The organism is Microbulbifer mixtoriginis (SeqCode) (assembly GCF_052467705.1).
On record NZ_CP174322.1, the window covers coordinates 3,504,847 to 3,519,172 of the forward strand.

Here is a 14,326-nt window from a genome sequence, read left to right on the forward strand (position 1 = left end):
ACCAATCCGTGGCGCCAATTAAAAGCGACCGTTGAAATCAAGTTGCCGCAAAAGCAGAAAAAGTGAACGCCAGGGCAGAGGCTGCGATCATCAGAATCAGCTGCAGGTAGAGCGCTTTTGCCACCCCGATACGAATAGCCAAGCGTTGATAAAAATGTTCTCGATGCGCCTCCCACCAACGCTGCCCGCTAGCCATTCGCCGCAACAATGTAATACTGGCATCCACCCAAAAAGGGCTAAAAACAATGATTGGAAACCATAACTCAAAGGCCCCTCTCTGCCATCCAAATATGCTTAAGGTAAACGCCGCCAAGCCAATGCACGTCGACCCTGCATCTCCCAAGAAAATTTGCGCAGGAGGCCAGTTAAAGCGCAAGAAAATTAATGCGCACACAACGAATAAGACACACACCCCTGCCAACTCCCAGTCTTCCACCAAGAGGAATGCCAGACAAAGAGATGAGAAGCCGATCACGGTCATGCTGCCAGCAAATCCATCTATACCATCCATAAAGTTGTATAGATTGATCATCCAGGCCCCGCCCAACACAAAAAGGGGAAGCCACCACCACTCCAGCCCTACAGGTAGCGCAAGGACAACCATCAAAGCAGCAATCAGCTGGAAAGCCAAACGTACCTTCGCCGCCACATGCCTAATATCATCCATGGCAGATACGGCAAGGAGCAACACAAAAGACATATAAACAGGTAACGGGAGGGAAGCAGGCCCTACAGCTATGCCCAGTCCGCAGCCCGCCAACAGTGCCCATCCGCCTGTGCGCGGAATTGGAGCGCTGTGCATTGAACGGTGATTAGGAACATCTAAAGCCAAATTTCGCATGCGCAACAGCAAGACAAGCGTCACGCCATAACTCAGAGCCCCTCCAACTAGCAAGGGAAGCCACCAAGCTGACATCGGATCCACTAAACCTCTCTCCTCAATGCTCTACGATTGGCGTGAGATAGCGCCAACACTAAAAACTCAAATAAGTGCTGACGCCAAATTCACAGCAGAGGGGGTGATAGAACCCTCTCTCTAACCCGATTAAGCAAATAGGTAGACATAGACCCCTTACCCACTCAGCAAAGAAGACCTTAATCCACCGCTAGTCAGAAGCAGCTACAACCGAATGCGCTCACGATTCTTATCCAGGGTGGCCGCCCCAATCCCTTTGACATTTAGAAGCTGATCCAAGGATGTAAAGGGTCCATATTGTTCCCGATACTCGATAATCAACTGCGCCTTAGCCTCACCAACTCCAAGAAGCTTGCCAGCAAGCTCCTCAGCAGATGCACTGTTTACATTGACCTCAAAGGCAACTTGCTGCTCACTCTCAGCTCCATCGGCAAATACTACTGATGAGGAAAGAAATGAAAGTGCAATAGCTAACAGCAAAGAAAGTAATGAATGAGTTTTAATCATGTTCGACTCCCAGTGAAAGTGTTCTAGTTTCACATTGGGACAGCTCTACCTCCCCAAGCCGGGACATGATACCAATAGGTCAAACAACACTTTGCCCGAGGGCTATTACACTACATCACACCCGGTCTAGGCAAACAAACCTTAATTTCCTGCAATTTCAGTCAATATATCTTGAAGAGCGAGCATGGGGTTCTTTGCTGCAGTAATTGGTCGACCTATCACCAAGAGGTCAGCACCTTGCTCCAGCGCCTCAGAAGGGGTGAGAGTCCGTCGCTGATCGCCGACATCACTGCCCGCAGGACGAATTCCCGGAGTCACCAACTCAAAGTCGGGGCCGCAAGCCGCTTTTAACGCTTCAGCCTCACGGGCAGAGCAGACCACACCGTCGAGACCACAAGAGTGTGCTTGTGCAGCCAGATTTAGCACCTGCTCCTGAAGCGGTTTAGCAACCCCAGTGGCAGCCAGCTCTTCCGGGGTGGTACTGGTCAATACAGTAACTCCAATCAACAATGGCTTGCGAGCACCAAATTCACTCAGAGCATCTACAGCCGCCCTCATCATGCGCTCTCCACCACTAGCATGCACATTCACCATCCAGACCCCCATGCGCGCAGCCGCCTTAACCGCCGCAGCGACAGTGTTGGGAATATCATGAAATTTCAGGTCTAGAAACACCTCAAACCCACGGTCCACAAGGGCACGAACCAGATCGGGCCCAGCAATAGTGAAAAGCTCCTTGCCAACTTTTACCCGACAAAGCAACGGGTCTAACTGGTCAGCCATGGAGAGCGCGGCATCAGCGCTGTCATAGTCAAGAGCAACAATAACTGGGGAGGAGACTTGAGACTGCAAAGAAATACCTCTTAAGGATTAGGTTATACGGTGGCCGAGGGAGCTGATCACTCACCCTCGATCCCTTTGACTGACCGGACAGAATCCCAGTGCTTACAACTGGGGCACAACCAATGCAACTGGTTACCAGAAAAACCACAGTTGCTACACCGGTAGTGTGGGCGGCTAGCGATCAACTGATCGATAAGCGCTTTCAGCAGGGAGAGATTTTCCCTCGATCTACCCTGCGCAGTACCTATATATAAGTCCAGAAAGCGGCCAAGCCCTCGCAAAGAAGGACGCAGAGCAAGCTGCTTTCCCATAAAAGCTGCAGCGGCAGCTTCGCTATCTTGCTCCTGAATCCTGCTAGTCAGGGCAATCAGCACACTATTTGAAGGATGCTCCTTGAGAAGCGACTCAAGATAGCGGTCCAACCCCTTCCCATCATTAAGTTCCACGTAGCAGGTGACTAACAACTCTAGAATCTCTGGGATATAGTCTGGACTTTGCTTGGGGATCCGCTGCAATACTTTAATGGCATCTCGCTGCTTGCCGAGCAAATATTCGAGTCGCGCCCACAACAGGCAAGCCCTGACCGAACTTCGATCATACCCTAAAGCCGCGTCGAGATGCTTTCGCGCACTCAAGTAGTCTTTGCCGGTAATAGCCTCCTCAGCCAACTCACAGCAAAAGTGTGCCTGCACAGGAGCCCAGTCCGCTGACAGCCGCTTAAAGCGGCGGCCATGCAGTAGATTTACTGCATGAATAGCCTTAGCCCACTCTCTCTCATCCCTATAGACTTCTATCAAGTGCTCGAGGCTGGTTGCACGCAGCTCCTGTGAAGTCTCAACCAGCTCTTGTAATAGTCGCTCGGCTCTATCTAACCAACCAGCAGCAATATAGTCGCAAGCCAGCTCAAATTGGGCCTTGTGCTGGCTCTGCCTTGATAGGCTAGGGCGCGCCAGCAGGTTCTGATGCACTCTAATAGCCTGGTCGTACTCCCCTCGCCTACGCAAGAGGTTCCCCAAGGCCAGGTGTGTATCGAAAGTGACCGGGCTTACCTCAAGAGAATCAATAAACTTCTCAATAGTGTCATCGGGATGCTCGCTGAGCAAATAGTTGAGCCCTTGAGCATAGGAGCGGGCGAGGGATTGCTCCTGCTCACTAAAGTCAGGTTTTTTCCTGGTACTGCCTCGACCCAGCACCCAACCGATTGCAACGGCAGCCAGTAAAAAGAAGAAATAGGCTAAGTCCAGCAAGTCAGTCTCCGGTAGCCTTATGATGAACAGCCTGGAGTTCGCGCTCCATCTTTTTCAGCTGCTTGTTAAGACCTCGCACGCGGCGACGCTGGGAAAAAATTGGCAAAAGGCTGGCGAGAAATCCGAGCAGGACACCCAGCAGCAACATGCAGATAAGCCAAACACCAACGCTGCCTGACTGCAATGAGTAGCCTGCAATAACCGGGGAGATTACCTGGGAGTTTTCCACCGCGAAATAGATTCCGAGAGCAACGCACACCAGGGCCAGAAGACCGAAAATAAAGTGCATCAGCCAGCGCAGAAATGACAAGGGAACCTCCACGTTCCACTAAAGGGTGACTCTAATAGCCAATAGAATTCTCTGGCGAACGGTACTGCCACTCGAGGAGCCCTGCCCCTCTGATCCCGCAAGCCCTAAGATGCAATCATACTTCGATCCCAACCACATCATGCATACTGCGATTGACTCTGTCGCGCAACTCTTTCCCCGGTTTGAAATGGGGTACATACTTACCCGCTAACGCCACAGCATCCCCCGTCTTGGGGTTACGCCCAGTGCGCGGCGCTCGGTAGTGTAGGGAAAAACTACCAAAACCACGTATCTCAATACGCTCACCCTGCGACAGGGAGTCAGACATAGTATCCAACATCACCTTCACCGCCAGCTCTACATCCTTAACTGGCAGCTGATCCAACCTCAACGCAATCCTTTCGATCAGTTCGGACTTGGTCATGCGCTCCGCAACCTTTGTAAGTCATTGATTTTCTGGAGTAGAGCGCCAATCATCTAATAGAAAGCCGGACTGGGCAACCCCAGTCCGGCTTTCGGGTCACTCCAAGCACTAAACTTGGAGCAATGAACACTTAAAGACTATTAATCTTTGTTGCTCATCTGTGCCTTGATCAGGTCACCGATAGTAGCGGGCTGAACCTGCTCAGACTGCTTCTTGCTGTGATCCTTGATGGCTTGCTTCTCGTCGTCCTGATCTTTGGCTTTGATAGACAGGCTGATCACGCGGTTCTTGCGATCCACGCTGGTGATCTTAGCTTCTACTTCTTCGCCTTCTTTCAGAACGTTGCGAGCGTCTTCAACCTTGTCGCGGCTGATTTCAGAAGCACGCAGAATGCCTTCAACTTCATCCGCCAGGGTGATTACCGCTTGCTTAGCGTCTACTTCCTTCACGATACCATTGACGATGCTGCCGCGATCGCTAGTGGATACGTAGTCGGAGAACGGATCGGACTCCAGTTGCTTGATACCCAGGGAGATGCGCTCGCGCTCGGAATCAATGCCCAGGATAACAGTCTCGATTTCGTCGCCTTTCTTGAACTTGCGAACAGCTTCTTCGCCAGCTTCGTTCCAGGAGATATCGGACAGGTGAACCAGACCGTCGATGCTGCCGTCGAGACCGATGAAGATACCGAAGTCAGTGATGGACTTGATCTTACCGGAGATCTTGTCGCCCTTAGCGAATTTACGCGCGAAGGCATCCCACGGGTTTTCCTGGCACTGCTTGATACCCAGGGAGATACGACGACGCTCTTCGTCGATATCCAGGATCATCACCTCTACCTCGTCGCCAACCTGGACAACTTTGGACGGGTGGATGTTCTTGTTGGTCCAATCCATTTCGGAAACGTGTACCAGACCCTCGACACCTTCTTCCAGCTCGGCGAAGCAGCCGTAGTCGGTCAGGTTGGTTACAACCGCCTTCACGCGGCTGTTCTCTGGGTAACGCTGCTTGATGGATACCCAAGGATCTTCGCCCAGTTGCTTCAGGCCCAGGGATACACGGCTGCGCTCGCGGTCGAACTTCAGTACTTTTACTTCGATCTCGTCGCCAACGTTCACGATCTCGCTTGGGTGCTTGATGCGCTTCCAAGCCATATCGGTGATGTGCAGCAGGCCGTCGATACCACCCAGATCTACGAAAGCACCGTAGTCGGTCAGGTTCTTAACGATACCCTTAATGCTCATGCCTTCTTGTAGGCTTTCCAGCAGCGCTTCACGCTCTTCAGAGGTTGCAGCTTCCATCACAGCGCGACGGGAAACCACTACGTTGTTACGCTTGGCATCCAGCTTGATAACCTTGAACTCGAGCTCTTTACCTTCCAGGTGCGCGGTGTCGCGAACCGGGCGAACATCAACCAGAGAGCCGGGCAGGAATGCGCGGATATTGGCAACGTCTACAGTAAAGCCACCCTTAACCTTGCCGCTGATAACACCTTTAACCACTTCGTCAGCTGCGTGAGCTGCGTCGAGGATTTTCCAGGCTTCAGCACGCTTGGCTTTTTCACGGGACAGACGGGTTTCACCGAAACCGTCTTCTACAGCTTCCAGGGCAACCTGTACTTCGTCGCCCACCTGCAGCTCAACTTCGCCTTTATCGTTGGCGAACTGAGCAGCAGGGATAACGCCTTCAGACTTCAGGCCCGCGTGAACGGTTACCCAGTCTTTGTCTACGTCAATTACAACACCAGTAACAATAGCGCCCGGTGCCATTTCAACGCTTTTCAGGCTCTCTTCAAATAGATCAGCAAAGCTCTCGCTCATTACATTACCTATAGTGCTGGGTCCAGCCGTTGGTAACTGTTGAGTTTAGTCAACCGCCAGCCAAGACCCCAACCGCGATGCCAGAACGCGGGTCGGATTACAACAACGGCCGGGCAATTCTGGCAAAACCCGGCCGTTATCGTTAAAAACTATCTGCTGCTGACCTCTGTGGTTCAGGGCGCAATTCGCTTCTGCACCAGTGCCAGCACTTCGTTGAGAACCTCTTCAATCGTCACCCCAGTACTATCGAGCTCTACCGCATCTTTCGCAGGAGCCAGGGGCGAGGCTTTTCGGTTCATATCCTGTGCATCACGGGCACGGATGTCCTCCAGCAGGTCGCGGAGGCTAACAGAAACCCCCTTCTCCCGCAACTGAGCCTCGCGCCTTCTGGCGCGCTCTTCTGCACTGGCGGTCAAATAGACTTTGACTGGAGCATCGGGAAATACGGTCGTGCCCATATCGCGGCCATCAGCAACCAATCCAGGCTGTAGTCGAAAATCACGCTGGCGCTGCAACAGTGCGGCGCGCACCCCAGGAATGGCAGCGACAGTAGAGGCCGCCATACTCACCCGCTCCATACGAATTTCATGGCTGACTTCGCGCCCTTCCAGCAGGACCTGCAGACAACCATCACTGATCAGAAAGCGAACATCCAGATCTCTGGCAACCTGGGTCAGCGAATCCTCATCGGCCAGATCCACCTCTTTTTCCAGGGCCGCCAAAGCTGCAGCCCGATAGAGAGCACCAGAATCCAAAAGAACAAAGCCCAGCCTATCCGCCAGCAACTTTGCGATAGTCCCCTTACCAGAACCACTGGGGCCATCAATTGTGACGACCGGTGGCAGCTTGTTCGTTTCATTCATATTTTTGTACAACTCAACTTCATTGTAAGCCGCGCAAACCGGCCCCTCCTTAACTCATGCCTTAGGTCATGCCAACTGCAGATTTAGACCTGCACCGACGGCCAGCTCGGCAAAATTTGGAAAGGAGGTCGCCACATTAGCGCAGTGGAGGATGCGAATTGTATCCTTTGCGCGCAACGATGCCACCGCAAAAGCCATCGCAATACGATGATCCCCCAAACTATCCACAGTGCCGCCTGAAAATACAGCATCTTCAGTAGAACCATCGATTACAATTCCATCCGCGGTAGGCTCCGCGCTCACCCCCAAGGCAGAAAGGCCGTTAGCCATCGCCTGAATACGATCACTCTCCTTCACACGCAACTCTTCGGCGCCGGTCAATACCGTCTGCCCCTGGGCACAAGCGGCAGCAATAAAAAGTGCGGGAAATTCATCGATAGCCAGTGGCACCTGATCCCCTGGAATGGCAATCCCCTTTAAAGGTGCATAGCGAACCCGAATATCCGCAACCGGCTCCCCCCCTACAGTACGCTTATTTAAAAGCTTTATATCGCCACCCATGGCCCGCAGGATATTGATAACCCCGTCGCGGGTGGGATTGATGCCCACATGCTCCAGCATCACATCGGCTCCCGGGGAAATAGCCGCAGCCACCATAAAGAAAGCCGCAGAGGAAATATCCGCCGGCACATCAATACGGCAAGCCTTAAGCCCCCCACTACCACGCAAGGTCGCACAGGCGCCATTTCGCTCCACAGCATAACCAAAGCCCTGCAGCATACGCTCGGTATGATCTCGAGTGGGGGCCGGTTCTTCGGTACTGGTCTCACCTTCTGCATAAAGGCCTGCAAGTAGTACCGCAGACTTCACCTGGGCACTTGCCATTGGCAACCGGTAATTGATCCCTGACAGAGGCTTGCCGCCTTTGATCAATAACGGCGGACGCCCCTCAGGGCCAGTCTCAATAGCCGCGCCCATCTCTCGCAATGGGTTGGCAACTCGATTCATAGGGCGCTTAGAGAGGGACTCATCGCCGGTTAGGGTAACGTCGAAGCCCTGCCCCGCCAGCAAACCAGCAAGCAGGCGCATAGAGGTTCCGGAGTTGCCCAGATATAAGGGGCCAGGCGGTGCCTTTAAGCCATGAAGTCCCACCCCGTGTATTATCACTCGGCCCTTGTCCGGCCCCTCAATCACCACCCCCATATCACGGAAAGCCTGCAGAGTAGCAAGGGCATCCTCCCCCTCGAGGAATCCCTCCACCTCTGTCACACCTTCAGCCAGAGAGCCCAGCATAATTGAACGGTGAGACATGGATTTATCTCCAGGAACACGGAGTTTGCCACTCACTGTGCCACCCGGCTGAGCAATAAAAGTTACTTCCTTAGCTTGCATAGGTTCTGAATACGCTTGTTTTGCCAACATTTTTGTAAAGTGATCCCGCGCCGCTTTAGCGCGGGTAAAAACTCCCATCAACGCCGAGCTATCACCGGAGGCAATGGCACTGCGCAGGGAGGAGAGGTTGAGACTGTAGAGATCGATCGACTGTAAAATGGCATCCCGGTTGGCCAACATAATGTCCCGCCACATCACCGGGTCGCTGGAGGCAATACGGGTAAAATCGCGAAAACCTCCAGCAGCATAGCGAAAGATATTTTCATTCTCGGCGTCGTGGGCCAAGGTATCCACCAGACTGAAGGCGATTACATGAGGTAGATGACTGGTTGCAGCCAGCACCTCATCATGCTCTTCTACCGACATTGTCAGCACCTCAGATCCTGCAGCCTGCCAAGCCTGAGCCACCAAGCGCAGGCGATCGACATCGGTATCAGGAGCCGGAGTGAGGATGACACGGTGATCGCGATAAAGGTCATCTCGTGCGGCACTGACCCCGCTCTTCTCAGAGCCAGCAATCGGGTGCCCCAACACCAGGAAGTTCGGCACCCTGCCCCAGACCTTTTCCGCCGAGCGCTGCACACTTCCCTTAACACTGGCAGCATCGGTAACCGTTACACCTTCGGGCAGATTGTCCTTCAACTGCGCAAACACCGACTCCACCGCCAAGGTTGGCACAGCGATAAAAACCAGGTCTCCCTCCTCCAACAAGTCGAGCGCTTCCGGCAGACTGGTATAGGCACGATCGACCACGCCTAGCTTCTTTGCCTCTTCACAGACTTCCTCTTGGAGTGCGACACCGATCACCTCACGGCAAGCACCCGCCGCCTTTAGGGACAACGCGAAGCTACCACCAATAAGGCCGACGCCAACCACCAATAAGCGACCTATATGAGACTTCTCCATCACAGCACACCGCGCGGGTAGGACCCGAGCACTTTCAGGTCCGAGGCACAGGCGCCAACCTCTTTGAGTGCCTCCGCAATATCATCTGTATTCCGGTGCCCCTTGAAATCCACGAAAAATACATAGGTCCAATTTCCAGACTGGGATGGGCGGGTTTCCACCCTGGTGAGATCGATTCCATAACGGCGAAATGGCTCTAGCAAATCGTGCAGCGCACCCGGCTCATTGCGCATAGAGACCATCAGGGAGGTTTTGTCATCACCGCTGGCGGGCACCCGCTGGGTACCAATGATTAAGAAGCGCGTAGAGTTATCCGGACGGTCCTCGATTTTCTCTGAGAGCACTTTGAGACCATATAATTCGGCAGCCATATCGCCAGCGATTGCTGCAGCGTTCCACTCCCCTTTAACACGCCTGGCCGCATCCGCATTACTGGAAACCGCCACCCTCTCCACGTTGGGGTAATGTGCATCCAGCCATTTTCGGCACTGGGCCAGACTCTGGGCATGGGAGTAAATCCGCGTGATCGATTCAGGGCGGGTCACGTCAGAAATCATTAGATGATGGTGAATTCGCAGCTCCACCTCACCACAGATACTGAGGTTGGAGTTCATAAAGTTGTCCAGGGTATGATTAATCACACCCTCGGTGGAATTTTCCACGGGCACTACACCGTAATTTACAGCGCCGGCTTCCACCTCGCGAAAGACCTCATCAATGGCCGCCAGCGGACGACTCTGCGCAGAATTGCCAAAATGCTTCAGGGCCGCCTGCTGGGTAAAGGTACCTTCTGGCCCGAGATAAGCCACTTTGACAGGCTCCTCCAAAGCAAGGCAGGCAGACATAATCTCACGAAACAGCCTTGCCATTTCTTCATCCGTCAGGGGGCCGTCATTGCGCTCCATGGCGCGACGCAGTACCTGCGCCTCACGCTCAGGACGATAGTAGAGCGCATCCTCACCTGTCGCTTTCTTTACTTCAGCCACTTCCAGTGCACAACTGGCTCGCTCGCTGATTAATCGCGCGATCTCTGAATCAATACTATCAATACGATTGCGCAGCTCCAGCAGGCGCTGGTCGCCTCCCACGGTTTCCTCTGTCATCCGCTTTCTACTTTCTCCTGAAGTTAATAATTGTCTGCTCTCTAGCCTTTGCGGGCTTCAAAGTCTGCCATAAAGGCCACTAACGCCTTCACCGCCTCAAAAGGCACTGCGTTGTAAAGGGATGCGCGCATGCCACCCACAGAGCGATGTCCCTTCAAACTCAGCAGCCCAGCTGCTTCAGCCTCTTGCAAAAACGGTTTATCGAGGCGCTCATCGGCCAGCACAAATGGGACATTCATCCGCGAGCGGCTGGACTTTTCTACCGGACTGGAAAAGAAATCGCTGCCATCGAGAAACTCATAGAGTAACGAGGATTTTTTAGCGGCCTGTTGGGCCATAGCTTCAACCCCGCCCTGCGCCTTAAGCCACTGGAAAACCAGGCCAGAAAGGTACCAAGCAAATGTGGGCGGGGTGTTATCCATTGAACCGGCATCGGCTGCCACTTTCCAGCTCAAACTGCGCGGAATATCTTTCATCGCCCGATCCAGGAGATCATCGCGCACTAAGGCGACCGCAATTCCCGAAGGTCCGATATTTTTTTGCGCGCCGGCATAAATTACACCGAACTTCTCCACGTCGATCGGGCAGGAAAGGATATTTGATGACATATCCGCAACCAGAGGGCAGTCCACTTCTGGAACATAATCAAACTCGATACCGCCAATAGTCTCGTTGGGCGTGTAATGAAGATAGGCCGCACCCTCGCTCTGCTGCCAGCTATTCTGCGCTGGCACATAACTGAAATTGCGGTCCTCGCTAGTGGCGACCACATTCACATCACCATAGCGCCGGGCCTCTTTAATCGCTTTTGCGGCCCATTGTCCCGAGTGGATAAAATCTGCCTGCTTAGAGCCAGCGCCAAACAAGTTCCAGGGTATCGCGCTAAACTGCCCGGTAGCGCCCCCCTGCAGAAACAGCACCTTATAGTTATCCGGCACCTGGAGCAGATCGCGCAAGTCCTGCTCCGCGCGCTCAGCCACCTCAACAAATTCCGGCGAGCGGTGGCTAACTTCCATTACTGAACAACCCAGACCGCGCCAGTCCATCAGCTCCAACTGTGCTTGCTGTAAGACCGGTTCCGGCAGAGCCGCTGGACCAGCGCAGAAATTGTATTTCCTCATGACCTGATTTCCACAAACTAAAAATGGTTTCAAATTCAACTAGATATGCCGACGCACAAAACACCATCTTGAGAGATGGATATCACGCTTTTAAGCATTTCTTAGGGTGCCAGAGGCAAGAAAGGCCGCGATAATCGCAGCCTTTCTGTTGGTAGTTTGGGGTGGGTCACTCGGCCCCACCGTTATCTTCACCCTCTTCTTCCGTCTCCTCGATGCGCCCGAGGCCCACGAGTTTTTCACCGCTCTTGAGTCGAATGACACGCACACCCTGGGTATTGCGCCCCAGCACCGAAACCTCATCGACTCGGGTGCGCACCAGAGTACCCTGATCGGAAATTAACATCATTTCCTCACCCGGGTGGACCTGACAAGCTCCGACCAGAGCGCCGTTACGCTCGCTTTCGGCGATTGCGATAACCCCCTGGGTACCTCGACCTTTCGTGGGGAACTCGCTGATCGCGGTGCGCTTACCGTAGCCGTTTTCAGTCGCCATCATCACGGAGCCTCCCTCTTCAGGGATTACCATGGCGATCACTTCCTGCCCCTCCTGCATGCGGATACCACGGACACCGCGAGACACCCGCCCCATAGAGCGCACATTGGCTTCGGAGAAGCGGGCTGCTTTACCAGCACTGGTGAGCAGCAACACATCGCGCTCACCATCGGTTACCGCTGTAGCGACGAGACGATCGCCCTCCTCCAGCTCAATTGCGCGCAAACCAACGCTGCGCGGACGGGCAAAGGCCGTCAGTGGAGTCTTCTTCACGGTGCCATTGGCGGTGGTGAAGAAAATAAAGTGATCCTCATCGTATTCAGACACTGGCATCAGACTACTAATGCGCTCACCCTCTTCGAGGGGCAGCATATTGACCACCGGGCGGCCACGGGAGGCGCGACCAGCAGTCGGCACTTCATAGACCTTGAGCCAATACACCTTGCCCTTGTTAGAGAAGCACAAAATAGTGTCATGGGAGTTGGCGATCAGCAGGTGCTCGACGAAGTCTTCATCTTTCACCTGGGTGGCCGACTTACCCATACCACCACGACGCTGAGCTTGGTAATCGGTCAGAGGCTGACTCTTGGCATAGCCACCGTGGGAAATGGTCACCACCTTGTCTTCCGGGGTGATCAGATCTTCTACGGTCAAATCCTGACGGGAGGCAACAATATCGGTGCGACGCTCATCACCAAAGTCTTTTGACAGCTGCTCCAGCTCCTCGCGAATCACTTCCATCAAGCGCTCAAAACTGCCGAGAATATGCAGATACTCGGCGATCTGCTCCAAGCGGTCCTGGTATTCCGCCAGCAGTTTGTCGTGCTCCATACCAGTGAGGCGGTGCAGGCGCAGTTCGAGAATGGCCTGAGCCTGAGCTGGGGACAGATAGTAAGCGTTATCGCGCAGGCCAAATTCTTTAGGCAGGTCATCTGGGCGGCAGGCATCGGCGCCAGCGCGCTCCAGGAACTGCTGTACGTTACCCACCGGCCAACCCTTGGCTAGCAGCGCCTCACGGGCTTCCGCCGGCGTTGCGGAGGATTTAATCAGTTCAATGACCGGATCAATATTGGCAATAGCAATTGCCAGGCCTTCTAGAATGTGGCCGCGCTCGCGTGCTTTACGCAGCAGGTAAACGGTACGGCGGGTAACCACTTCCTGGCGGTGACGTACAAAGTGCTCAAGCAACTCTTTCAGGTTCAGCACCTTGGGCTGACCATCAACCAGAGCTACCATATTGATGCCGAACACACTCTCCAGCTGGGTCTGGGAATAGAGGTTATTCAAGACCACATCACCCAGCTCACCGCGCTTAAGCTCAATCACTACACGCAAGCCGTCTTTATCGGATTCATCGCGCAGCTCAGAGATACCCTCAATCTTCTTCTCTTTCACCAGCTCGGCAATTCGCTCGATCAGGCGCGCTTTGTTCAGCTGGAAGGGAATCTCAGTAATGATGATCGTTTCGCGATTGCTCTTGTCATCGCGAACAACGTCCGCCTTGGCGCGCACATAGATGCGTCCGCGACCAGTGCGGTAGGCTAGCAAGATACCGGCACGGCCATTAATGGTTGCGCCAGTGGGGAAGTCCGGCCCGGGAATATGCTCCATCAAGTCGTCGACAGACAGCTCGGGGTTAGCAATCAGCGCCAGGCAGGCATTAACAACTTCCCCCAAATTGTGAGGAGGAATATTGGTGGCCATGCCCACAGCAATACCGGAGGAACCGTTTACCAGCAGGTTCGGTACTCGGGAAGGCAGTACCTCCGGCATCTGCTCGGAGCCATCGTAGTTGTCGACAAAATTGACCGTTTCTTTATCGAGGTCGGATAGCAGCTCGTGGGCCAGCTTATCCATGCGAATTTCGGTATAACGCATGGCGGCCGGGCTATCACCGTCGATAGAACCGAAGTTACCCTGGCCATCCACCAGTGTGTAGCGCATAGAGAACGGCTGAGCCATACGCACAATGGTGTCGTAGACCGCGGTATCTCCGTGCGGGTGATATTTACCAATCACATCGCCAACGACACGCGCTGACTTTTTATAAGGTTTGTTCCAGTCGTTTTTAAGCTCGCTCATAGCGAAGAGCACACGACGGTGTACCGGCTTGAGGCCATCGCGTACATCCGGCAGTGCGCGCCCGACGATCACGCTCATGGCGTAGTCGAGATAAGACTGCTTTAGTTCTTCTTCGATATTAATCGGAGAGATTTCTTTGGCTAATTCGCCCATGGCTTACGGCGTTCCTTTTATAGCGCGGGCATGGATACTGAGCCCGGATAAGCGGGCGATTCTAGCACAGTTTGACGCCTTTGGATGGCAGTCCCCACGCACTTCCGAGCCTCACCTACAGCTGTTGCCGCGGGCAGACTCTGCCG

The 14,326-nt window shown here is 53.8% G+C and carries 12 protein-coding genes; all 12 read right to left on the reverse strand.

Annotated elements, in window-relative coordinates; translation table 11 throughout:
- Nucleotides 1–37 precede the first annotated feature (37 nt).
- Entirely contained in the window at nucleotides 38–916 is an 879-nt protein-coding gene (locus tag ACJJIB_RS15315; protein ID WP_444888937.1) for an MraY family glycosyltransferase, read from the reverse strand.
- A 204-nt stretch (nucleotides 917–1,120) separates the two neighbouring features.
- A complete protein-coding gene (locus tag ACJJIB_RS15320) occupies nucleotides 1,121–1,423 on the reverse strand; it encodes a ComEA family DNA-binding protein (protein WP_252082368.1) in 303 nt (100 codons plus the stop codon).
- A gap of 141 nt (nucleotides 1,424–1,564) precedes the next feature.
- Nucleotides 1,565–2,275 carry an orotidine-5'-phosphate decarboxylase gene (gene pyrF / locus ACJJIB_RS15325; protein WP_444886743.1) on the reverse strand — a complete coding sequence of 237 codons (711 nt, stop codon included), beginning with the start codon at nucleotides 2,273–2,275 and terminating at the stop codon, nucleotides 1,565–1,567.
- Between the two features lie 47 nt (nucleotides 2,276–2,322).
- Nucleotides 2,323–3,513 (reverse strand): lipopolysaccharide assembly protein LapB, encoded by a 1,191-nt coding sequence (lapB, locus tag ACJJIB_RS15330; RefSeq protein ID WP_444886744.1) that lies wholly within the window; start codon nucleotides 3,511–3,513, stop codon nucleotides 2,323–2,325.
- 1 nt (nucleotide 3,514) lies between these two features.
- Nucleotides 3,515–3,823: a lipopolysaccharide assembly protein LapA domain-containing protein gene (locus ACJJIB_RS15335; protein ID WP_252082373.1), complete on the reverse strand. Its 309-nt coding sequence runs from the start codon at nucleotides 3,821–3,823 to the stop codon at nucleotides 3,515–3,517.
- A gap of 115 nt (nucleotides 3,824–3,938) precedes the next feature.
- On the reverse strand, nucleotides 3,939–4,247 hold the full coding sequence (gene ihfB / locus ACJJIB_RS15340) for an integration host factor subunit beta (protein ID WP_252082375.1): 309 nt from the start codon (nucleotides 4,245–4,247) through the stop codon (nucleotides 3,939–3,941).
- 140 nt (nucleotides 4,248–4,387) lie between these two features.
- Complete coding sequence (rpsA, locus tag ACJJIB_RS15345; RefSeq protein ID WP_252082377.1) at nucleotides 4,388–6,067, reverse strand: 30S ribosomal protein S1; 1,680 nt, start codon at nucleotides 6,065–6,067, stop codon at nucleotides 4,388–4,390.
- 173 nt (nucleotides 6,068–6,240) lie between these two features.
- Entirely contained in the window at nucleotides 6,241–6,930 is a 690-nt protein-coding gene (gene cmk / locus ACJJIB_RS15350) for a (d)CMP kinase (protein WP_444884295.1), read from the reverse strand.
- A 66-nt stretch (nucleotides 6,931–6,996) separates the two neighbouring features.
- On the reverse strand, nucleotides 6,997–9,228 hold the full coding sequence (locus tag ACJJIB_RS15355) for a bifunctional prephenate dehydrogenase/3-phosphoshikimate 1-carboxyvinyltransferase (RefSeq protein ID WP_444886745.1): 2,232 nt from the start codon (nucleotides 9,226–9,228) through the stop codon (nucleotides 6,997–6,999).
- Complete coding sequence (pheA, locus tag ACJJIB_RS15360) at nucleotides 9,228–10,331, reverse strand: prephenate dehydratase (RefSeq protein WP_252082383.1); 1,104 nt, start codon at nucleotides 10,329–10,331, stop codon at nucleotides 9,228–9,230. Before pheA ends, ACJJIB_RS15355 begins: the two co-directional genes overlap by 1 nt.
- 41 nt (nucleotides 10,332–10,372) lie before the next feature.
- Nucleotides 10,373–11,452 (reverse strand): 3-phosphoserine/phosphohydroxythreonine transaminase, encoded by a 1,080-nt coding sequence (serC, locus tag ACJJIB_RS15365; protein WP_444884293.1) that lies wholly within the window; start codon nucleotides 11,450–11,452, stop codon nucleotides 10,373–10,375.
- 166 nt (nucleotides 11,453–11,618) lie between these two features.
- Nucleotides 11,619–14,180, reverse strand: coding sequence for a DNA gyrase subunit A (gyrA, locus tag ACJJIB_RS15370; protein ID WP_252082387.1), 2,562 nt, complete (start codon nucleotides 14,178–14,180; stop codon nucleotides 11,619–11,621).
- Nucleotides 14,181–14,326: the final 146 nt, after the last annotated feature.